This is a genomic window from Endozoicomonas sp. NE40 (genome assembly GCF_040549045.1).
Lineage (GTDB): Bacteria > Pseudomonadota > Gammaproteobacteria > Pseudomonadales > Endozoicomonadaceae > Endozoicomonas_A > Endozoicomonas_A lisbonensis.
Genome location: NZ_JBEWTB010000002.1, coordinates 4,393,770 through 4,416,291, shown reverse-complemented (window position 1 = coordinate 4,416,291; position 22,522 = coordinate 4,393,770). Strand labels below are relative to the sequence as shown.

At 50.4% G+C, this 22,522-nt stretch carries 20 protein-coding genes; 10 read left to right on the top strand and 10 right to left on the bottom strand.

Going from position 1 to position 22,522, the window contains the following annotated elements:
• Nucleotides 1-17 precede the first annotated feature (17 nt).
• Genes leuB through leuC form a run of 3 tightly spaced genes read right to left on the bottom strand, consistent with a single transcriptional unit; the run spans nt 18 to nt 3,228 of the window.
• Entirely contained in the window at nt 18-1,094 is a 1,077-nt protein-coding gene (leuB, locus tag V5J35_RS21010) for a 3-isopropylmalate dehydrogenase (RefSeq protein WP_354009014.1), read from the bottom strand.
• A gap of 54 nt (nt 1,095-1,148) precedes the next feature.
• The gene (gene leuD / locus V5J35_RS21005; protein ID WP_354009013.1) at nt 1,149-1,787 is read right to left on the bottom strand and encodes a 3-isopropylmalate dehydratase small subunit; all 639 of its coding nucleotides are present in this window, start codon (nt 1,785-1,787) and stop codon (nt 1,149-1,151) included.
• Nucleotides 1,788-1,818: 31 nt separating this feature from the next.
• Nucleotides 1,819-3,228: a 3-isopropylmalate dehydratase large subunit gene (leuC, locus tag V5J35_RS21000; protein WP_354009012.1), complete on the bottom strand. Its 1,410-nt coding sequence runs from the start codon at nt 3,226-3,228 to the stop codon at nt 1,819-1,821.
• Nucleotides 3,229-3,367: 139 nt separating this feature from the next.
• On the opposite strand from leuC, the gene V5J35_RS20995 reads away from it, so the two are divergent.
• Nucleotides 3,368-4,261 carry a LysR family transcriptional regulator gene (locus V5J35_RS20995; RefSeq protein ID WP_354009011.1) on the top strand — a complete coding sequence of 298 codons (894 nt, stop codon included), beginning with the start codon at nt 3,368-3,370 and terminating at the stop codon, nt 4,259-4,261.
• Here V5J35_RS20995 and V5J35_RS20990 read toward each other — a convergent pair.
• Nucleotides 4,258-5,892, bottom strand: a complete 1,635-nt coding sequence (locus V5J35_RS20990) for a PP2C family serine/threonine-protein phosphatase (protein WP_354009010.1) — start codon at nt 5,890-5,892, stop codon at nt 4,258-4,260. The genes V5J35_RS20995 and V5J35_RS20990 overlap by 4 nt on opposite strands.
• 283 nt (nt 5,893-6,175) lie before the next feature.
• Between V5J35_RS20990 and acuI the strand changes: the two genes are divergently transcribed.
• Entirely contained in the window at nt 6,176-7,156 is a 981-nt protein-coding gene (gene acuI, locus V5J35_RS20985; protein WP_354009009.1) for an acrylyl-CoA reductase (NADPH), read from the top strand.
• 161 nt (nt 7,157-7,317) lie between these two features.
• Nucleotides 7,318-8,760, top strand: a complete 1,443-nt coding sequence (locus tag V5J35_RS20980) for a TrkH family potassium uptake protein (RefSeq protein ID WP_354009008.1) — start codon at nt 7,318-7,320, stop codon at nt 8,758-8,760.
• A gap of 8 nt (nt 8,761-8,768) precedes the next feature.
• On the opposite strand, the gene V5J35_RS20975 is transcribed toward V5J35_RS20980, so the two are convergent.
• Nucleotides 8,769-9,419 carry a hypothetical protein gene (locus tag V5J35_RS20975; RefSeq protein WP_354009007.1) on the bottom strand — a complete coding sequence of 217 codons (651 nt, stop codon included), beginning with the start codon at nt 9,417-9,419 and terminating at the stop codon, nt 8,769-8,771.
• Nucleotides 9,420-9,658: 239 nt separating this feature from the next.
• Between V5J35_RS20975 and V5J35_RS20970 the strand changes: the two genes are divergently transcribed.
• Nucleotides 9,659-11,467 carry an AMP-dependent synthetase/ligase gene (locus tag V5J35_RS20970; protein ID WP_354009006.1) on the top strand — a complete coding sequence of 603 codons (1,809 nt, stop codon included), beginning with the start codon at nt 9,659-9,661 and terminating at the stop codon, nt 11,465-11,467.
• Between the two features lie 164 nt (nt 11,468-11,631).
• Nucleotides 11,632-12,147, top strand: a complete 516-nt coding sequence (locus tag V5J35_RS20965; protein ID WP_354009005.1) for a phosphoribosyltransferase — start codon at nt 11,632-11,634, stop codon at nt 12,145-12,147.
• Between the two features lie 38 nt (nt 12,148-12,185).
• On the opposite strand, the gene aroC is transcribed toward V5J35_RS20965, so the two are convergent.
• Both aroC and prmB read right to left on the bottom strand, forming a co-directional pair.
• A complete protein-coding gene (aroC, locus tag V5J35_RS20960) occupies nt 12,186-13,286 on the bottom strand; it encodes a chorismate synthase (RefSeq protein WP_354009004.1) in 1,101 nt (366 codons plus the stop codon).
• A 68-nt stretch (nt 13,287-13,354) separates the two neighbouring features.
• Nucleotides 13,355-14,389 carry a 50S ribosomal protein L3 N(5)-glutamine methyltransferase gene (prmB, locus tag V5J35_RS20955; protein WP_354009003.1) on the bottom strand — a complete coding sequence of 345 codons (1,035 nt, stop codon included), beginning with the start codon at nt 14,387-14,389 and terminating at the stop codon, nt 13,355-13,357.
• 268 nt (nt 14,390-14,657) lie between these two features.
• Between prmB and V5J35_RS20950 the strand changes: the two genes are divergently transcribed.
• Nucleotides 14,658-15,218: a Smr/MutS family protein gene (locus tag V5J35_RS20950; RefSeq protein WP_354009002.1), complete on the top strand. Its 561-nt coding sequence runs from the start codon at nt 14,658-14,660 to the stop codon at nt 15,216-15,218.
• A gap of 10 nt (nt 15,219-15,228) precedes the next feature.
• Here V5J35_RS20950 and V5J35_RS20945 read toward each other — a convergent pair whose 3' ends face one another.
• Entirely contained in the window at nt 15,229-16,140 is a 912-nt protein-coding gene (locus V5J35_RS20945) for a patatin-like phospholipase family protein (RefSeq protein WP_354009001.1), read from the bottom strand.
• A gap of 289 nt (nt 16,141-16,429) precedes the next feature.
• On the opposite strand from V5J35_RS20945, the gene V5J35_RS20940 reads away from it, so the two are divergent.
• Nucleotides 16,430-17,923, top strand: coding sequence for a hypothetical protein (locus tag V5J35_RS20940; protein ID WP_354009000.1), 1,494 nt, complete (start codon nt 16,430-16,432; stop codon nt 17,921-17,923).
• A 90-nt stretch (nt 17,924-18,013) separates the two neighbouring features.
• On the opposite strand, the gene V5J35_RS20935 is transcribed toward V5J35_RS20940, so the two are convergent.
• Nucleotides 18,014-18,241 carry a hypothetical protein gene (locus V5J35_RS20935; protein WP_354008999.1) on the bottom strand — a complete coding sequence of 76 codons (228 nt, stop codon included), beginning with the start codon at nt 18,239-18,241 and terminating at the stop codon, nt 18,014-18,016.
• Between the two features lie 57 nt (nt 18,242-18,298).
• A complete protein-coding gene (locus V5J35_RS20930) occupies nt 18,299-18,706 on the bottom strand; it encodes a hypothetical protein (protein ID WP_354008998.1) in 408 nt (135 codons plus the stop codon).
• Nucleotides 18,707-18,899: 193 nt separating this feature from the next.
• Here V5J35_RS20930 and codB point away from each other — a divergent pair, with 193 nt between their 5' ends.
• The 3 genes from codB (at nt 18,900) to V5J35_RS20915 (ending at nt 22,481) form a co-directional block, all read left to right on the top strand.
• A complete protein-coding gene (codB, locus tag V5J35_RS20925; protein WP_354008997.1) occupies nt 18,900-20,147 on the top strand; it encodes a cytosine permease in 1,248 nt (415 codons plus the stop codon).
• Nucleotides 20,137-21,414 carry a cytosine deaminase gene (gene codA, locus V5J35_RS20920; protein ID WP_354008996.1) on the top strand — a complete coding sequence of 426 codons (1,278 nt, stop codon included), beginning with the start codon at nt 20,137-20,139 and terminating at the stop codon, nt 21,412-21,414. The genes codB and codA overlap by 11 nt, the downstream gene beginning before the upstream one ends.
• Nucleotides 21,415-21,557: 143 nt before the next feature.
• A complete protein-coding gene (locus tag V5J35_RS20915) occupies nt 21,558-22,481 on the top strand; it encodes an SGNH/GDSL hydrolase family protein (RefSeq protein WP_354008995.1) in 924 nt (307 codons plus the stop codon).
• The last annotated feature ends 41 nt before the right edge of the window (nt 22,482-22,522 follow it).

Below are 22,522 nucleotides of genomic sequence, written 5' to 3'. Positions count from 1 at the left end.
ATCACTAATACTTAATTTCACTGCAAACAGTTTACGACCGCATCACCCATTTGTGCAGTACTGACCAGACGACAGCCTTCAGACGCAATATCCCCTGTACGCAATCCCTGATCCAGCACATCACCAACGGCCTGTTCAATGGCATCTGCAGCCGCCATTTCGCCCAGAGAATAACGCAACAGCATCGCCAGAGACAGTATCTGCGCCAGCGGATTCGCCTTGCCCTGCCCGGCTATATCGGGCGCGGAGCCGTGTACCGGTTCATACATGCCCTGAGTCTTTTCATTCAGGGACGCTGACGGCAGCATACCAATAGAACCTGTTAACATGGCAGCGCAGTCGCTGAGGATATCGCCAAACATATTGCCCGTTACGATCACGTCAAACTGTTTTGGCTTGCGCACCAGCTGCATGGTGGCGTTATCCACATACATATGGCTCAGTTCAACATCTCTGTAATCATCGGCCATGCCAGACACCAGCTCACGCCAGAGTGCAGTCACTTCCAGAACATTAGACTTATCAACCGAACAGAGTTGTCCATTACGCTTCTGCGCCGCTTCAAACGCTACCTTGGCAATACGTTTGATCTCGGACTCACGATAAACGTAGGTGTTATATCCTTCCCGCTCACCGTTTTCCAGAGTGCGGACACCACGGGGCTCGCCAAAATAAATACCGCCGGTCAGTTCGCGGACAATCAGAATGTCCAGCCCCGCCACCAGCCCGGCTTTCAGGCTGGAAGCTTCTGCCAGTTGTGGAAACAGAATGGCGGGACGCAGGTTGGCGAACAGGTCCAGCTCTGAACGCAGACCCAGCAAACCCTTCTCCGGGCGGTTGGTCATAGGCTGGTCATCCCACTTCGGGCCACCCACGGCACCAAACAGAATGGCATCGGACTGCTTTGCCAGTTTCAGGGTTTCAGCGGGCAGAGGCGTACCTTCCGCATCAATGGCAGCTCCCCCCACCAGAGCGTGACTAACCTCAATATCCAGACTGAAACGTTCTTTGACGGTGTCCAGTACCTTCAGTGCTTCCGTCACAATCTCCGGGCCAATACCATCTCCGGGCAGACACAAAATCTGGCGACTCATTATTCTTCTCTCCAGGCAACTTCTTTAACTAAACAGTTCTTAATCAAACAGTCCTTAATTAAACAACCAGGGCTGCGCATCATTATGCTTTTGTTCAAATGCCTTAATGGCATCGCTTTCCTGTAACGTCAAACCAATGTCGTCCAGCCCCCGCAACAGACAGTCGCGACGGAAATCATCCACAGTAAACGGCATTTCCTGCCCATCTGCCAGTACAACCACCTTTCGTTCAAGGTCAATGGTCAGCTGGTAACCTTCGTTGTTTTCCACCAGGCTGAACAACTGATCTACCTGCTCTTCTGACAGAGTGATGGGCAGCAGGCCATTCTTGAAACAGTTGTTATAAAAAATCTCGGCAAAGCTGGGGGCAATCACGCTGCGAATACCAAAATCATCCAATGCCCAGGGCGCATGTTCACGACTGGAGCCACAGCCAAAATTCTGGCGAGCCAGTAATACAGAGGTTTCCTGATAACGCGACTGATTCAGCATAAAGGTTTCATTTAAAGGGCGCCGACTGCAATCCTGACCGGGCTGACCTTCATCCAGATAACGCAACTCATCAAACAGGTTGGGGCCAAAGCCGGTACGCTTGATGGACTTGAGGAACTGTTTGGGAATAATCATATCGGTATCGACATTGGCACGATCCAGCGGTGCTGCAATACCCTGATGAACAGTAAATGCTTTCATCGTTTAAACACCTTGCTCCATTATTGTTCGATTATTGTTCCATCAATTCACGGACATCAGTGAAATGCCCCGTCACCGCAGCGGCAGCAGCCATAGCCGGACTGACCAGATGCGTTCTGCCACCAAACCCCTGACGACCTTCAAAGTTGCGGTTTGAGGTCGAGGCACAGTGCTCACCGGCACCCAGCTTGTCGGCATTCATAGCCAGACACATGGAGCAGCCCGGTTCACGCCACTGAAGCCCGGCTTCTGTAAAGACGGTATGCAAACCTTCCTGTTCAGCCTGTTCTTTAACCAGACCTGAGCCGGGTACCACCAGCGCCTCTTTCACCGTGTCTGCCACTTTACGACCTTTTACGACAGCAGCCGCCTCACGCAGGTCTTCAATCCGGGAGTTAGTGCAGGAACCAATAAATACACGATCAACCGGAATATCACTAATTTTCATACCACTGGCCAGCCCCATATACTTCAGTGCGCGGGCATAGCCTTCAGCCTCGTCAGCTTCGGGTACACAGGCATCAACGGGCAGAACCATCTCCGGAGACGTTCCCCAGGTGACCTGAGGTTTAATCGCCTCACCGTTCAGAACCACGACCTGATCAAACACCGCGTCCGCATCGGAGTGCAGGTCAGACCATACCGAAACGGCCTGCTCCCACTGCTCACCCGCTGGTGCAAACGGACGACCTTTGACGTATTCAAGAGTGATATCATCCACGGCCACCATACCGGCCCGGGCACCCGCTTCAATTGCCATATTGCAGACGGTCATACGGCCTTCCATGCTCAAGGCCTGAATCGCTGCACCGCCAAATTCAATGGCATACCCTGTGCCACCGGCGGTGCCAATTTTACCAATAATTGCCAGCACCACATCTTTAGCGGTAACACCAACACCCAGCTCACCATCAACCCGCACCAGCATGTTTTTCATTTTCTTGGTCACCAGGCACTGGGTCGCCAGCACATGTTCAACCTCAGACGTACCTATACCGTGTGCCAGCGCACCAAAAGCGCCATGGGTCGAGGTATGGGAGTCACCACAGACAACTGTCATGCCCGGCAACGTAGCCCCCTGCTCCGGGCCAATCACATGGACGATACCCTGACGGCGATCCTGCATATCGAACTGTGTGATACCAAAATCAACACAGTTCTCATCGAGTGTTTTCACCTGAATTCTGGAAATCGGGTCAGCTATGCCATCAATACCACTTTGACGCTCCACCACTGTGGTGGGAACGTTATGATCAGGCGTTGCAAGGTTGGCACCGGTTCGCCATGGCTGACGCTCTGCCAGACGCAGTCCTTCAAAGGCCTGTGGCGAAGTCACCTCATGGAGCAGATGGCGGTCGATGTAAATCAGGGCGGAACCGTCTTCCCGCTGTTTGACGAGATGGCTGTCCCACAGTTTGTCGTACAGGGTTTTGCCTGACATTGTTGTTCCCCTCGTAAATACTGCTTATCATTCTATGGGCTCATCCTAGAGCCAGAACGTTAATTACTCAAATTCATCTTTTTTATGTTATTAATAACAATCAGGAATAATCAGAGTTCAGCGAGACACCATAACCTTTATGGACATCCCCAGCCTTACTGCTTTCCTGACTGTTGCGGAATGCGGGTCCTTTTCCCTTGCCGCAGAACAGTTGCACCTGACCCAGCCAGCGGTCAGCAAACGCATAGCCAGCCTCGAACAACAGCTGGGTACGCCCCTGTTTGACAGAAAGAAGTTCGACAGAAAAAATACTGCCAGTCGCCGCACCCATCTGAATGAAGCGGGTCGAACCTTATTACCCAAAGCCCGTCAGATGCTTGAACTGATGAAGGATACACGACAACAGATAAATAACCTGAAGACCCAGATCAAAGGACCTCTCAGTTTAGCCACCAGCCATCACATCGGCTTACGGCGTTTGCCGGATATCCTGAAGACCTTTGCCAGAACCTACCCGGATGTGACACTGGATATTAAGTTTGTGGATTCAGAAGCCGCTTATGAACTGTTGCACAGGGGAGAGGTGGAGCTGGGAATTATTACTCTGGCACCGGGAAATCCGGAAAACGTCCTTTCCCGCAAGCTCTGGAATGACCCGCTGGTGTTTATGGCCTGCCGGGAACACCCGCTGGCACAGATAAAAGAACAGGTATCGCCCGGGGCACTCTGCCAGTATCAGGCTGTATTGCCGGGTACCAGCACGTTTACCTACCGACTGGTACAGAGCCTGTTCGATCAGCAGGGGCTGGCTCTGCAAACTGCCATGTCATCGAATTATCTGGAAACCATTCGCATGCTGACCGCTATTGGCATTGCCTGGAGTATATTGCCAAAATCCATGCTGGGAGACGACCTGGCAGAACTGCACACCGACTTTCAGCCACCGGTCCGGGAGTTAGGCTACATCCGACACGAACACAGAACCCTGTCGAATGCAGCCAGAGCTTTTCTTGAGCTGCTGGATAACACTTAGAGGGAAGTCACCACTACCGACACATTATCCATAGACTCCGCTTTATAAGCCAGTTCCGCGAGCTGACCAGCTATCCCGGCATTACTGGCTTGCCGTTTGGCAGACTGATGCACAAACCCACCAACCACATCACTGTTGGCTACATCAAAAAGCCCGTCACAGCCCTGCACCAGCCTGAACCCTTCCCTGCTCTCTGCAGGCAAGGTGCGTTTAATGACCTTAGGTCTTCCGCTCATGGCACCGTAGGCAAAATGCCCCCCCATATCACGGGCAACCGCTGCGCCACTCACCCGCCCTTTATAGTCAATCTCTCCACCACGTTTCTCTATGGCTTTTTTATAGCGCTCATCCGTTGGTTTAGCGTCTTCACTCAGCTGTACTACTTTACCGTCAGGATCAAGCAAAAACGCCCTGGAATCTCCAAGATTGGCTATCCAGAGATCATCACCTATCTGTAAAACAACATTTCCCGTTGTACCGCATTTAGGTTTACCTTCAGGTGGAGTAAAGCTGTTGCCTGTGTCCACAAATGCCAGCTTCAGCGCATTCATTATCTGCACATCATCCAGAGATTCAGGGTTTCCGGCTTCAAGTCGTTTTTTCAGGTGGTGTATTATATTGTTTTTGGCAAACTCGGATGCAATATCTCCTCCATCACCATGACCATCAAATACGCCGGTCAGTTTGATTTCAACCTCTCCTGACTGAGTCTCCACAGTGAACCGGGTGCAAAGCACTGCATCGTCCATGCTTTTACGCCTACCCGTACAATGGCCTACGCCAGAGTCAGTTTCAGCCTCAGTATGGAAATCAGAAGAACGGTCATAAAGTGTGACCGGATCGGCGTCATCCTCCCTGAGTTCGACATGCCGATATTGATCCAGAGAAACACTGCCTTCCTGCTGTTGATACAACTCGTTGATGGACGTCTGATCACTGATAAGACTGTCTGACATGGCTTTAAAATCCAGCAATCGCCTGTCCTCAAATTTCTTTATTGTCTCACCTGAACTCTGTTTCTTCAGAAGCTTGTCAAAGTCCTCAGCCGACTTTTTCTGCTGCTGCTCAGCAGCCAGCTGTTCAGTTTCCAGCTTTTTCTGTGTATCCGAGTCACTGGTATAAACCCGATACTCAAGCTCCAGATTATCCTGAAGCGTCACCAGATCCGGATTATCTTCAGGGCTTGCACGCCAGTCGCCCGCTATTGTTGGTGGTACAACCCAGCTGCTTTTGGGCGCGGTGGAACGATTTGACTGATTATCTTTAATAAACTGCACGGCTCTTGCAACGCTGACGGTGCGCTCCGTCAGTGCTGTGGGTTTATTGTCGGAGTTCAGCACCATATTGTTCAGATGCCTCACCGCCGCCTGTTGCTGAGCTTCGGTCTCATGGCTATATCTGTGCAGTGCTTCATCCACATAGTTTCTTAAAAACGGCATAAAAAACGCTGCTACGCTGAGCGCGCGCCCCCGCCATTTACCCACCTCACCCGTCTTGAAATGGCCGTCTTCAAGTCTCAGACTGGCTTCCGGGCTCTCTGAAACCCATTTCGACAGTTCCTGAAGCTCTGCGACATCTTCTGCAAACTCCTGCCGAACAGCAGGAGAGCCGGTACCGGGCTGGATCATCATTATCTCCTTATAAATCAAATACTCTTCTTATTGAATCTAGCCTCATTCTCAGAGCCCGGTAAACTTATGAGCCTTTACCTTATCCGAACCTCTGTCACGGCATTTCTCTCTTGATAAGGTCCAGGAATCCTGAGCTGGGGCGTACTATCAGGTAGCGCAACATAAATGAATATTTTTATCAGCACATTCAACATTTTTTTTCAAATTTTTACAGATCCCTCTACCATTAGCGCAGCGACCAGATTATAGTCATTGCGCAATTTATACACATGGAGTCTGTCGCATGTTCAAAGCACTCGTTCTTGAACAACAGGACAAGCAAACATTGTCTTCCATCCAGCAACTGGATGAATCCGCCTTACCAGAAGGTAACGTTCTGGTAGCAGTCGATTACTCATCCCTGAACTACAAAGACGGACTCGCTATTACCGGCAAGGGCAAGATTATCCGTGACTTCCCAATGGTGCCGGGGATTGACTTTGCCGGTACAGTAATTGAATCGTCCAGCAGCGACTTCAGCGAAGGTGACAAAGTCGTATTAACCGGCTGGGGCGTTGGTGAAAACCACTGGGGCGGCATGGCAGAAAAGGCTCGTGTCAAAGCCAGCCAGCTGGTTAAGCTGCCTGAAGGTCTGGATGAGCGTAAAGCCATGATGATTGGTACAGCAGGTTTAACCGCCATGCTGTGTGTAATGGATCTGGAAGCGGCAGGCATCACCCCGGAAAAAGGTGAGGTTCTGGTGACAGGCGCCAGCGGTGGCGTTGGCAGTGTTGCCGTTAACCTGCTGGCAAAACTGGGTTATGACGTGGCTGCTGTTTCCGGTCGTCCGGAAAACACACCAATGCTGGAAGCACTGGGGGCCAAGCGCGTTATAGCCCGCTCCGAATTTACTGACAAGGTTCGCCCACTGGATCGTCAGTACTGGGCAGGTGCCGTCGATACGGTAGGCAGTTCGGTGCTGGCTAAGGTACTGTCTCAGGTTAATTACGAAGGCGCGGTTGCAGCCTGCGGTCTGGCTGGCGGTTTTGACCTGCCAACCACGGTCATGCCGTTCATTCTGCGTGGCGTAAAACTGCTGGGCGTCGATTCGGTGATGTGTCCACTGGCCAGACGAACCGAAGCCTGGAAGCGTCTGGCTGAACTGCTGCCTGAATCTTACTACGAAGCTGCCTGCTCTGAGATTGCCCTGGAGCAGGTCGCTGAACAGGCTGAAGCCATCACCCGTGGGCAGGTGACTGGCCGTACCCTCATTCGTCTGAAGTAAATCGCCTGCCAACATGGATTGAATGCATTACCCAATGCATTCAATCCATAAGCCACATCCTGTTTTTTCCTCTAAGATTACCCACAGACGTTTACCCTCTAAAATCCCCAAAGTCTGCGCACTATCTTTATGCACAGACTTCCCTTACCTGATGCCCGATAATGAACATTCGCCCCGTTCTCTATGTAATTGGTCTGTTTCTGGCAGTGCTGTCGCTGCTTATGCTGGTGCCTGCACTGTACGACTTCCTTATTCATGACCCGGGCAAGCTTGCCTTTACATGGTCTGCAGCCATCACCCTGCTCTCGGGGCTGATCTTATTCGTCTGCTGTCGAACAAAAGAATTCAGCCTTAAATCCCGGCAAATATTTCTGCTGACCAACCTTACCTGGGTGACGCTCAGTGGCTTTGCGGCTCTGCCACTCTGGATACAGCTGGATATCAGTTACACCGATGCCTACTTTGAAACCATGTCAGCCATTACCACAACCGGCTCCACCGTTCTGTCGGGGCTCGACTCCATGAACAAAGGCGTACTGTTGTGGCGCTCACTGCTGCAATGGCTGGGCGGGATAGGTTTTATCGTCATCGCCGTAGCCGTACTGCCCTTTCTGAAAGTCGGGGGCATGCGTCTGTTCCAGAGCGAGTCGTCTGACTGGTCAGAAAAAGTCATGCCCCGCTCCGGCAGTATTGCCAAACGCATTGTCTGCATCTATCTGGGTTTAACGGTGTGCTGTGCTTACCTGTTTTTTCTAGGAGGCATGACCGGTTTCGAAGCCATTAATCATGCCATGACCACCCTGTCCACCGGTGGTTACTCAACCTCAGACAATTCCATGGCACAGTTTTCTAATCCCTTTATTCACTGGACTGCCACTCTCTTTATGTTACTGGGTGGATTACCCTTTGTGCAGTTTGTGAAGTTCTTAAAAGGCGATCACAAAGCCCTGACCCGTGACACTCAGGTCATTACCTATGTCCAGTTTCTTCTGATCGTCTGGGGCGGACTCAGCATCTGGCTCTTTACGCACTCCAGTTACAGCTTCTGGGAAGCTCTGACACTGGTCGCCTTTAATACAACATCTGTCGTAACAACCACCGGCTATGCCCTGACCGATTACACCCTGTGGGGAGGTTTTGCCGCTACCGCTTTCTTTTTCCTGACCTTTGTCGGTGGCTGTTCCGGCTCCACCGCCGGGGGGATAAAGATTTTCCGCTTTGAAATAGGGGCAAAATTACTGATGATCCAGCTTAAACAGCTGGCACACCCGAGAGCCTGCTTCGTGCAAAATTACAACGGGCAGCAGATCGGCAGTGATATTTTGCGTTCCCTGATCGCATTCAGCTTTTTCTTCGGTCTGCTGGTGAGCCTGCTAACCCTGCTGCTAAGTCTGCTGGGGCTGGACCTGATGACCAGCATCAGTGGTGCCGCCACGGCTGTTGCTAATGTTGGTCCCGGACTCGGAGATATCATCGGACCGGCGGGAAATTTCGCCTCTCTCCCCGACTCTGCCAAGTGGTTGCTCAGTCTGGGTATGCTGATGGGCAGACTGGAAGTTATCACGGTGCTGGTATTGTTCACGCCCCAGTTCTGGAAAGGGTGACGTTCAGGTCAATCCCACACAGTCAAAAAGTCGTTACAATCCCGGGTCGCTACCCCAGCGCTGTCCGTCATTCTCAGGAACCTTATTTTGCCCGCGAACAGCCTCAGGTACCATTGGTTCGCAGGTTCCTGAAAATAGTCACTGCATATCTCCTTACCCGCGATCGACCAGCGACTTGACTGCACTATTGCCATTGGCCCGTACATATCCAGCCTGCAATGAATATTAAACCATGGGTCGCACACCCATAAATCATCGTTCCTGTACTGATTGAACTCTTTCAATGCCAACTCACTTTTCAGTTCGGACTCATTGGCCAGCACCAGAAACACATGACAGTCATGAACTGCCAACCATATATTTGGAAACTCCATAGCCATACCTAACTGGAGAGAAACGCAGGTGTACTCATTACAGTTACCCGCCTTCTCCTCCAGAGGGGCGGAGCATAAAAGCGATAACGCGTCAATATTGTTATATAGCCTTGACCTTCTTAATGCCGCAGAGGCTTTTTTGGCATCATCAAGACGTTTTTGTTTTCTCTCTGGAGAGGCCAGCCCATAATTCATGGAGAAGACTTTATTATCTGTCTTTAAAGACCCTTTAAAAAAATTGCGGGCATAAGTCAGCATCAGTTGTGCATTTGTCATCTCATTCATAAATGCATCGTCCTCTCTGCAACTTTCATCACCCCCCGGTGATGAAAGCGCATTTTTATAGCAAAGAACATCCTGTTACAAATGTTACAGGGCCTTACCTCAAAAAATGACCTAAATCATGCGGGATTCTGATGCTGTCCTGTAGTATCCTTGCCGAATTCTTACTATTGATGTTGTATTTTCATTCGCTTTGAATCGCCGTGAAAATACGCTGCAGACTGAGTCCCTCAAGCGAACCGATGAACAATATTCACCCTACCCACCTGGTCAGCCAGTTTCGTCAACGTGCGGAGCAACATCCTGATAACACAGCCCTGCGCTACGCCCGTGATGGTCGCTGGCATGAAACCCAGTGGGGTCAGTTCCTTGAATCCGTTGACCAGACCAGTCTGGCACTGTTGAGTGCAGGACTGCCAGTACAGGGCAATATTGGTCTTTGGTCACGTAATATGCCGGAATGGACCATTACTGACTTTGCCTGCATGCAGGTACGCGGTGTCAGTGTCCCACTGTACCCGACCAGCACCCCTGACCAGGTGTTATACATCATTGATGAATCCGAAGTGGAGATCCTGTTTGTAGGCGAACAACCACAGTTCGACGGCGCTCTGGAACTGCTGGGCAAAGCCAGCCATCTGAAAACCATCATTGTTTTTGATGAAGGCGTCGACCTGAAAGGCTGTGACAGCGCGCAGTACTTCAAGGATTTCCTGGCATCTGCCCGAACAGAACGTACCGACCTGAAAGCCCGTATCGACAATCGCTGCATGGACGACCTGTTCACCCTGATCTACACCTCCGGCACGACCGGCAAACCCAAGGGTGTCATGCTGGACTACTCCAACATGGCAGCATCTTTCGATGCCCACGACAAACTGATCCACGTTGACCACACCGACTCCTCTCTGGCCTTCCTGCCACTGAGCCATATCTTTGAACGCGGCTGGTCTAACTATGCGCTGTGTCGTGGTGTGGTCAACAACTACATGCGTGATCAGGCAGAAGTAGCCAGCATGCTGCAGGCGGTAAAACCCACCGTTATGTGTTCTGTTCCACGTCTGTTCGAAAAAATCTATACCGGCGTTCATACTAAAGTCAGTCAGGGTTCAGCCGTCAAGAAGCAGATCTTCAAACTGGCCGGCAGCATCGGTTACAAAGCGATGGAATACCGTCGACAGGGCAAACCGGTTCCGGGTTATCTGAAAAATCTGGAGAAGCTGGCAGACAAACTGGTCTTCAGTAAGATCAAACAGGGGCTGGGCGGCCGTATCCGCTTTATGCCCTGTGGCGGCGCACGACTGGACGACGAAATCTGCAAGTTCTTCCATGCCATGGGCATCAACGTCAAAATCGGTTACGGCATGACAGAAACTGTCGCCACCATCACCTGTTACCGGGACACCGGTTTCCAGTTTGGCAGCTGTGGCAACCCACTGCCGGGCGTACAGGTAAAAATTGGCGATGGCGGTGAAATTCTGGTGAAAGGCGGAACCGTTATGCGCGGTTACTACAAGAAACCGGAAGAAACCGCAAAAACCTTCGATGCCGATGGCTGGCTGAAAACCGGCGATGCCGGCCTGATTGACGAACAGGGGCAGCTGCGAATCACCGACCGCATCAAGGAACTGATGAAAACGTCCAACGGCAAGTACATTGCGCCTCAGTATATTGAAGGCACTTTGGGCAAGGATCGTTTCATTGAACAGATTGCAATCATTGCAGACGCCAAGAACTATGTCTCTGCCCTGATTGTTCCGGCGTTTGAAGCTCTGGAAGAATACGCCAGAGAGATGAACCTGAAATACGAAAACAAGATGGATCTGATTCGTAACACCGACATCCAGAAACTGTTTCAGGAACGTCTCGACAGCATCCAGGACGAACTGGCCCGTTTCGAGCAGGTCAAAAAGTTTACCCTGCTACCCCGTGAGTTCTCCATTGAACTGGGCGAGATCACCCCAACCCTGAAGCTGCGCAGAAAGATTATTATGGAACGTTTCCAGAAGGAAATTGATGCCATGTACGGGAAACCTGCAACCAGTCACTGATTGTGTTATCAACCAGCTTTTAAGGCTCTGCACACGTGTGCAGAGCCTTTTTTGCGTTCTCGTCCCTATGATTTGTGAAATAGCGGTAATCGCTACTTGAACACAAATGCATCGTCCCCTATTCTCCGCGCCTTTATATTTTTGTTAGGCAACAGGCAAACAATATGACCACTGTGAAGAAGTACAACTTCACTTACGAAGATATCCACAGCACCATCAAGGACGCATCCCACGCCATCAACGAAGCCGGTTACCAGCCAGACTACCTGCTGGCCATTGGCGGTGGCGGTCTGATTCCTGCCCGCATCATGCGCACTTTTATCACCCGCCCGATCCTGACCATCGCTCTGTCCCGTTACAGCGACGAAATTGGCACTGCGCCAGCGGATACACCGATCAAGCTGCAATGGCTGGAAGGTGAGGTGAACCTGGACGGTAAGAAAGTGCTGGTGATTGATGAAGTTGACGATCAGCGTACAACGCTGGACTTCACCCTGAACGAACTGATTGAGCACTACCCGGAGACAGAGTTCTCTGCGTTCGTCGTTCATAACAAGCTGAAGGAAAAGAAAGGCCAGCTGCCGGAAAAACTGAAACACTTCTTCATTGGCAGGGATATCAAGGATTACTGGATCAATTACGCCTGGGATGCTGAAGACATCTCGACGTTTGGTCAGTGATTTTCAAAATAAAGCCCGCGTAATGCGGGCTTTATTTTTTAACCGCTGACAGAAGGTGCAATCAACGGCGCATGACTGACAACCTCTGCATTCTGCGCCCTGTGTCGCATAAAGTGATCCATGACCGTGATCGCCATCATTGCCTCGGCAATGGGTACAGCCCGAATCCCCACACACGGGTCGTGACGACCCTTGGTGACCACCTCCACAGGCTCACCGTCAAGGTTTACAGAACGTCCCGGCGTGGTCATGCTGGAAGTGGGTTTTAAGGCAATGTGTGCAATCAGGTCCTGACCGGAGCTGATTCCCCCAAGCACACCACCAGCATGGTTTGACAGAAAACCTTCGGGGGTAATTTCATCGCGGTGTTCTGTACCTTTCTGCTCGACACAGGCAAAGCCATCACCCATCTCAACCCCTTTCACCGCATTAATGCTCAGCAACGAGTGTGCAAGGTCGGCATCCAGACGATCAAACACCGGCTCGCCCAGACCCGGCTGAATACCGCTGGCCATCACAGACACACGCGCACCAATGGAGTTCCCTTCACGACGGAGGTCATCAATCAGCTGTTCCATCTCTGCCACCTTACCGGCGTCCGGACAGAAGAACGGGTTCTGTCGCACCTGTTCCCAGTCAAACTGTTCGATTTTAATCGGCCCCAGTTGTGACAGGTAGCCTTTAATTTCTATGCCCTGTGTCGCCAGAAACTTGCGGGCAATCGCCCCGGCCGCCACACGCATAGCGGTTTCACGAGCCGATGAACGACCACCACCACGGTAGTCACGGAAACCGTATTTGTGGGCATAGGTGTAGTCAGCGTGACCAGGCCGGAAGCGATCCATAATGTTGGAATAATCTTTGGAGCGCTGATCAACATTTTCGATCAGCAAGCCAATCGGTGTTCCTGTTGTTTTACCTTCAAAGACACCGGAAAGAATTTTTACCTGATCCGGTTCACGGCGTTGCGTCGTGTATTTAGAGGTACCGGGTTTACGCAGATCCAGATCTTTCTGAATATCTTCTTCCGTCAATGGCAGCCCGGGAGGACAACCATCCACAATGCAGCCCAGCGCAATACCATGAGACTCACCAAAAGTGGTCACTCTGAACAGTTGACCTATGCTGTTCCCCGCCATCGTAACTCCCGTCAGGCTGCCACAGAGAGGGCAACCCTTATCTTGTTTTTAATAAACTTGTTTTAGGCTCAAGCCGTCATACGGCTTTTAAAAATATCCTGATGTTCACGACATTGTTCAGCCGTCAGCACCAGAACACCATGACCACCTTCGGCAAATTCCGGCCATACAAATGACACCTCAGGATAGACTTCCTGCAACGCCCACTGACTGTTGCCCACTTCCAGCACCAGCAAACCATCCTCAGCCAGAAAGTCTGCCGCCCTGGCCAGAATAATACGGGCCATATCCAGGCCATCATTACCGGCTGCCAGTCCCAGCTCCGGTTCGTGACCAAACTCTTCAGGGAAGTCCGCCATATCCTCCGCATCCACATAGGGTGGGTTGCTGACAATCAGCTCATAGCGTGGACGTTCAGGGCTGGCATCAATGGTCTCGAACAGATCAGACTTAACGGCCTGTACCCGCCCCCAGAGTTCATGCTGGTCAATATTGATATGCGCCACATCCAGTGCATCATCGGAAATATCCAGCAAATCCACCGATGCCTCCGGCCACTGGTGCGCCATGGCAATACCTATGCAGCCAGAGCCTGAACACAGATCGAGGACACGATTCACTGAAACGTCGCCCAGCCAGGGCTGAAAATACTGGTTAATCAATTCTGCGATCGGAGAACGGGGAACCAGAACCCGCTCATCCACATAATAAGGCTGACCACAGAACCATGCCCGGTTCAGCAGATAGGCCAGCGGCCTTCGTTCCCGGATACGACGTCTGACCAGTTCTGCCACAGACAGCTGTTCTTCCGGCGTCAAACGACAATCCATATAAGATTCAGGCAGGTCCCAGGGCAGCTGCAGCACTTGCATCACCAGGTGCATGGCTTCATCCAGGGCGTTGTCGCTACCATGCCCGAAAAACAGTTCTGCTTCATTAAAACGGCTGGCAGCCCAGCGAATAAAATCCCGGATACTGGCCAGGCCATCGTAAGACAGGCTATCAACCTGTCCGCCACTGTTTTCGCTGTTGTTTCCGCTATTTTTCCCGCTAGTGTGTCCACTGTCTGTGTGTCCACTATGGGGCGCTATGGATTGAGTCACAAAGTCTCCTACGGGAGGTAAAACACCAGGGCTCTGCATAGCATTGCAAAGCCAAACCTCCCATCTCAAGGCAAGATGCGCCAAGATAGCATAAAGCAACATTTGACGGCAGTGTTTTCACTGCATCCAGAGAGGCAAGGCGCGATTAAAGGCATGAGAAACACGACCCATACCTGACGGATAAAAGTGTTCCTGTCTGTAAAAAACGGCACAGATCAAGGTACAATTCCCTGATCCAGATCAAACTGCTAACGGCCTATTTGTTCCCATGTCCGATCACGACAACGATGAAGACCCACAGCGCCTGTTCGAACAGGCGATGCAGGGCGTACAGCCAATCAAGAGTAAAAAGCGCCACGACCAGCAGCGCAGACCTTCTGCTGACATTCCGGAAAGCACATTGAATACCCGCCGTACGGCAGCACAGCGGACTGAAAGCGGAGGTGGTGCGGCCCTGTCAGAAGCCTGGGTCGAACCGGTTGACCCGGAACAGCGAATCGACTTTTCCCGCCCCGGACTGCAACACACCCGCCTGCGTCAGTTACGGCAGGGAATGATCCCCGTTCGCTATCAGCTGGATCTTCATGGCTATAAAATTGAAGAAGCCAGGGAGCTGATCTCAGAGTTCCTGTACTTCAGTAAAACCCAGGGCTACGCCTGCGTCCGTATCATTCACGGCAAGTCTCATCGCAGCACAGATCGACAGAACACACTGAAGAGCCATGTAAACCACTGGCTCAGACAGATTCCCGATGTACTGGCATTCTGTTCAGCCCCACCTTCTGAAGGTGGGACAGGATCCGTTCTGGTGCTTATCAGAAAAAAATAGTCATTTGTCTCTATTCAGCTTCTGCTTCCGCTTCAAGCAGAAGCTGGATACCTTTGTTTGCTTCCCACTCATCCAGAGCCCTGATGGCCCTTTCCCGTCCCGTGGCAGCGACTTCGGTAAAGCGATGAAACTCATAGAACTGACAGATATTTTTAGGGACTGTCACCAGAATATCCGGTACATAACCAGCCATTTTATAGCGGGTCAGTGACTGCTGCATAAGCTCCATGGACTGGTTACTGACATCCAGCAGCCCCATGGATTTTTCCAGTCGTTTCTTTTCATTTTTCTGTTTGGGAACCCAGCGATTCAGTAAGCCGGTAAACAGGGAACCTTCCTCTTCAGGGCTTTCCTGTTGATCAAAGTCAGGTTCAGGCTCACCCAGGACATTCACTGCAATGACCAGATCGGCCAGGGCTGCGCCCGCTGGTGCAAGAGGCAGAGGGTTTAACACTGCACCATCCACCAGCAACTGACCATGCATTTTTACCGGTTTAAACAATGAGGGAATGGCGCAGGAAGCCCGAATTGCAGTGATCAGGTCGCCACGCTGAAACCAGACTTCCTTCCGGGCCGTCAGACTGGCGGCTACTGCCGTATAAGGGACCGGCAGCTGCTCTATACGACAATCGCCAACAATTTGCCGGATGCGGTCAAACAGCTTGTCGCCTTTTATAACCCCAGGATCCAGCAGGGAAACATCCAGCAGCCGGACCATATCGAGATAATCCAGCTTCTCTGCCCATTCGCAGTATTCGTCCAGTTTGCCAGCGGCCCAGACACCGCCAATCAGCGCCCCCATTGAAGCGCCGGAAACCGCCGTAATCTCATAACCACGACTGAGCAACTCACGAATAACACCGACATGGGCAATACCTCTGGCACCACCACTACCCAGAACCAGGGCAACTCGCTTGGTCATAACGCCCTCAATAGTGTTTTGTTGAATTTATACAGCGGTCATCATATATCATTCAATCATTAAGTACCCCTGCGACGGAAGGCGGGAAGGCGGGAAGCCCGGTACCGAAAAAAGGCAGTATTCGCAATCACAAACGTCTCTATGATCAGCGTGGCACCCAGTGTAATAGGGTTTTTTACTGTTCCCGGGATCGCTGAATGGGGTTTGTAGCGGAACTATTTCTTGATCTTTTGGTCGAAAGATATAGGAAATTATCTGTCTGGTGCTGGATTCATAAGGGAGTAAAAAAATGAAATATCGAGTCGGAAATAATGTTATCTGTTCAATTTTGGTGGTTGTGATATCCGCGTGGGCTGGACTTGCCTTTCCTGCGGAGCCAACTTATAACTTGACCCATTTTCTCAAAGCTACAGACCCCGTTAAGTTGCCGGCTTCTGAGAGCATTGGAACAAACGGCGAAACAATTGCGCATAACATTCATAACGCCCAGTGGGATGCCCCTTTGTTGAGAAGCCCGGAGGGATTTGAAGCGCTTCGGTACGCTTATGAACATCAGTTGGTCGATAAAAATGAATTTCTGGATGCACAGGATTATCTTCAGATTCAGGCAGATTTTGCCGCTCCGGAGACAGAAGCTTTTCAAATCCTGGTTGATAAAGGTCAGCTTCCTGTCAGGGTGCCGGCAGTCAGTGTGAAGCGTGTTTTTTATACGGCTGTAGCCGACGAGAAACAGCCCCCTATCCTCATATCGGAGGGGGCTCTTGCCGGAGAGCAGTTTGGCTGGCTGACCGTTATCCGCGTCGATTCGGGTTTTTTCTCAAAATATAAAATGTCAAAAAACACCTTTTTGCCGGATAAGCGCGATCGGTGGGGAGACATACTGAAATTACTCAACCGCAAGCTAGGAGATAAACGCCAGCAGCTGTTGTACTGGTATGAATTCCTTGAAGCAAACATGCCAGAGCTTATGAGTGTGAGGAGTACTTCAGATGAGGGAGGGGCGGAGATTGTAATGGGTAGCATTCCTTTGTATCTCGCTTATATCAAGAAAACCAGCGAGCATTTTCTCGACTTTACACCGCTCTACGGTCAGCTTGACTGGAATAACCTGATCGAAATGCGCGTTGCTGGTGCGAATCCCGGTACCATCTACCACCCGAATGTTACTAATAATTATTTTTACCCCCATCATTTATACGGTGGAGCATCGGCTTTTGTTAGACATGACCTGAAACATCATCTAATACTTGGGATTTTTTCTGAAAGTCACAGGCGGTTTATGGCATGGATGCATCAGCAGGAAGAAGTCATCCTGAAAAAAATGGATAGTGCTTTGGTGGATTTTAACAAGCAAGGTTGGCACGATAAGGAAGTCGTTTACAACGAGACCAGAGTTTCGGGAACAGGAATGTTGGGGAGTTTGTGTCATTCAGAACAGCGGGCGCACAGTCATTTGCGTACCCTGCTTCCTTTAAAGCACTACTGGGCAAAACCGGGCAATCACAGAACGCTATTCCCTGGTTCATTCGCTGATAGTGCTTTCTCTCGTTCAAGGCCCTTGTACCCACAGCTCAGCGTGTTGGGGTTGGAAGCCTGGTCCCCATCTGTCGTTAACTGGCGCCATATTTTTCTAGACCTTCTGACGAATCAATGTGCGGATGCTGGCTATTACTTCAGCGCTAGTTTCGATCTGTATCACGCCCTTCTGGAGGAAGTGCTAACAGAAAACCGGTCTTATATTTGGGATACGTTTGGAATTAATGTAGAAGAGATACTCAAGTAAGCGAATGATTCCTGAACAGCCTCTGAAATTGCGCTCATAATTTTACTGACGCATTTCTCCTGTGGCATGAATATGGTAGTCTCTGCCCGATTACAGTATCGGGCTGATAGTTTCCGGTTCGGACGTTCTTATAAAGTTATAGGCGGTAATCTCTACATGCTGAATAAATTTCTGAACCAGTAGAAACGAAAGAAAAAATGACTTACCAATAAAGTCGATGATAAGCCAGCTGGAATGCTTGAGATCAAGGATCTGCCCTGTTTTACGATAGCTTCTCCAGCCTTTTATCAGATGAACAATCGGAGCCAGAGAGGACATGACTCAGGCCATCACCGATGCAAAATCAAAGTATATATGACTCCAGCGCGAAGGAAGCTAAGCTGACTCCGTCGTAAACTGGCTGTGAACTGGCTGCGTAGCTCTCCCATAAGTAGTGCTTCCATAAACCGGGATATCAAGCCTGCTCTCCAGAGTGGCAAAGAGTGATTCGCTGTCATCCATAACGCTTTTCAGAGCCTGATATTTTTCTTCATCAATGACCACCGATCCGTTGACCACAGAGTTCATACTAAAACCCTGAGCTTCAAGGGCATTTATTTTCTTCTGTAACCGCTCCACGCGATGATGAAGACTAACGTCAGCTTCCACTACTGGTCGAACGATAGTACCGTTAAAAATCTTCAGAACATTAATTTTTTCTTGAGGAAGAGAGCGGGCTGGCACCATCAAATGAAAAAAAGAGAAAAACAAAAACAGCAAACATTGCCTGAATAGTGTTTTCATAAGGATTATCCAGATATTAATGGCTGAGCCAAAAATATAGACTTCAAATAAAGCGAACATTTCACGTAATCTGTTAGGGAAATCTCCTTAAATTCACTAAAGCTCAATGATTTTGAACAATCGTTCTGACACAATGCACCTCCGGCACAGTTGTTCAAAATTTCAGCTATCAATAAGCGTGAACGGAGTTTAAATGTCGGAAATTGCTCAGGACTTTGCACACTCAACCGTACCGGAGTCGTCTCGCAAAGGATTTTTTCCCATTCTTGTGGTTATGGTGGGCTTCACGTTCTTCTCTGCCAGTATGTGGGCGGGCGGAACTCTGGGCCAGGGCCTGACATTCAGTGAGTTTCTTCTGACAGTGATGGCAGGTAACCTGCTGCTGGGTATTTATACTTCTGCTCTCGCCTATGTTGGCAGCAAGACCGGTCTTTCCACCCACCTTCTGACTCAATACGCCTTTGGCCGTCTGGGAGCGAAGTTCACCTCCCTTTTACTGGCATTTACTCAGGTAGGCTGGTTCGGCGTAGGGGTTGCCATGTTTGCCCTGCCAGTCAACAGAGCAACCGGCATTGATGTCAGCACACTGGTTGTGGTGTCCGGCGCATTGATGACGGCGACTGCTTTCTTTGGCTTTAAGGCACTGACCATTCTCAGCTTTGTGGCCGTACCTGCCATCGTTGCGCTGGGTGGTTTTTCCGTCAGTCAGGCCGTAGCAGACGCAGGTGGCCTGCAGGGGCTGTTCGCTATCACTCCGGAACACGGCATTGGTTACGCGGCCGCCATCAGTATCTGTATCGGCTCATTTATCAGTGGTGGCACACTGACCGCCGACTTCACCCGCTTTGCACGCACCCCGAAAATTGCCGTATCCGCGACACTGCTCGCTTTCTTTCTGGGGAACACCCTGATGTTCAGCTTTGGTGCCATTGGCTCCATGGTGGTTGGACAGGCTGATATTGCTGAAGTAATGTTTATCCAGGGACTTATTCTGCCTGCGGTGATCACCCTGGGCCTGAATATCTGGACCACAAACGACAATGCCCTGTACGTATCCGGCCTTGGTCTGGCATCCATTACGGGTAAAAACAAAAACCTGATTGTTATTATCAACGGCGCCCTGGGTACTGCGTTCGCTATCTGGCTGAACAACAATTTCGTTGGCTGGCTGAGCCTGCTGAACCTGACCCTGCCACCCATTGGCGCTATTCTGCTGGCGGATTACCTGTTCATTCGTAAAGGCCATTATCCTGCATTTGAAAATAACCGGTTTGATGCCCTTAACATGAGCGCTCTTCTGGCCTGGGCCGCTGGCGTACTGGCTGCAGGTTATATTCCTGGCATTGCACCGATTAACGGTGTACTTGCAGCTGCCGCCTGTCATATCCTGATGCACAAGTTACCCCTGACCCGAAACTGGACTCTTTCTGATGCGTCTTGAAAACGTTCGCCTGCACCAGCAGGCAGGCTTGTACGACATTGTTATGGAGAATGGACTCATTCAGTCCATTACTCCGGCAGGCTCTGACCGCACTGCACCTGTAGATTCCATAGATGTCAGTGGTCGTCTGGCTCTGCCACCGTTCGTTGACCCTCATGTTCATCTGGACACCTGCCTGACGGCAGGTGAGCCGGTATGGAACCGTTCCGGTACTTTGTTTGAAGGTATTCAGAACTGGTCAGAACGTAAAAAAACTCTGACCCATGACGATGTTAAATCCCGGGCCAGCCGGGCGCTGCAATGGTACATCGGACAAGGCGTTCAGCACGTCCGTAGTCATGTCGACACTACGGACCCGCGCCTGACAGCCCTGCATGCATTGCTGGAACTGCGTGAGGAGATGCGCGAGCTGATCGACATCCAGCTGGTTGCGTTCCCGCAGGAAGGCATTCCCTCGTTCCCGAATGGCAAACAGCTGCTGGAACAGGCGATGCAACTGGGTTGTGATGCGGTAGGTGGTATTCCTCATTTTGAATACACCCGGGAATACGGCATTGAATCTATGCATACGGTATTTGAACTGGCTGAAAAATACGATGCACTGATCGATATTCACTGCGATGAAATCGACGACGAGCAGTCCCGTTTTGTCGAAACCGTCGCCTGTCTGGCACTGGAAAGAAACATGGGGCAGAGAGTCAGCGCCAGCCATACGACGGCAATGCACTCTTACAACAATGCCTACGTGGTCAAGCTGATGCGTCTGTTGCAAAAGTCAGGCATTCACTTTATCGCCAACCCGGTGACCAATCTGAACCTTCAGGGGCGTATGGACACTTACCCGAAGCGCCGGGGCATTACCCGTATTGAAGAACTGCTCGGTGCCGGGGTCAATGCCTGCTTCGGCCAGGACGATATCGTTGACCAGTGGTTCCCGATGCAGGGTGGCAATATGCTACAAGTGTTGTTTACAGGACTGGTTGGCTGTCAGATGACCGGGCTTGACCAGATCAACCAGGGTATCGAACTGATCACCAGCAACAGCGCCAGAGCCCTGAACATTCAGGACCGCTACGGCATTGAAGCCGGCAAACCGGCAAATCTGATTCTGCTTGATGCTGAGTCTGTTTTTGATGCAGTACGCCGTCAGGCCGTTGTCACTCACTCCTTCCGCAATGGCAAACTGATCGCTTCGACCCGGCCAGCCACCACCGTTATTCATCATAATGGCCAGCAGTCGGTTGACTTTTATTACAACCAGAGCTGATGTAACAGACTGACCAGTGGTTATTACTGGTCAGCCCTCTTTCCGCCCCTCTGAAAGCCTGCTCACCAGTATCGAAAGCACTTCGCTGATTTTGAACTAAACTCCCTGCGCATAAAATAATCAAGAAGCAAGAGTTTATCCCAATGCACAGGCAGGTATCAGGCAACACCTCTCTCAGAAAGCTGTTCAAAAGCTTTATGTTTTTTTGTTTACTCTCACCATCCATACTTTATGCAACTGGAAAAAAGGATGAAATTGCTTTTGTGGGTGCCAGTATAACAGCCGGGGCGGGGGAACTACTTAATTTTAACGAGCCCTCAAGTCACTATTTTGAGCTAATTCGCTATGACAACTCTTTTAGTGTAAGTAATCAAAGCCCTGTTGGTAACTCGCTTGGGCTACTCAACATCATAAAATCCCCAGTCGATAAGTTGGCTGAGCAAATAAAAAAAGCTGTTCAGCGCGCTCCAAAAATGATCATAACAATCGATGGACTGTTCTGGGTCGTGTATAAGTCTGAAAAGGATGCACTGCAAAGGCTGGAAAAAGCTCTGACACATATGACCCAAGCAAAGCAAAACTTTGTTATTTCCCTTTTACCTGTTGTTTCTGTACCACTATTTGGCAAATACTACAGCGTCTCCTCAAAGACGATTAATGATGTAAACAAACGGCTGAAAGAGTGGAGCCAGGATCAAAATAAAAAACACCCAAACCAGGGGCAGGTTCTGCTATTGGACCTGACCAGCTACTTTGGAAAGGAGCCAGGTGTTAACTGTGGCAGAACACTGGGCAAAAAAACCAGAAAAGAGGTTATGCCTGAAGGTCAGATACACCCAACGAAATTCGGGCATCTATGCCTTACTGGAAGGCTGCTGGAAGAGCTATCCCAAAGTAAACTTTCACAATTCAACTTGATAGCCTCCCATTTCAATAGCACGAAACTTCTCGACTTGCCAGAGGAGCCATCCCAAAGTAAACCTTCACAGCTCGACCTGAAAGACATATTGGCTATAACGAAAAACATAGCAAAAAAGTTTCTACACACGCAGCATGATGAACATTAAAAACTACAGGGAAAGTCTATCTGTAACATACCTTATACCAA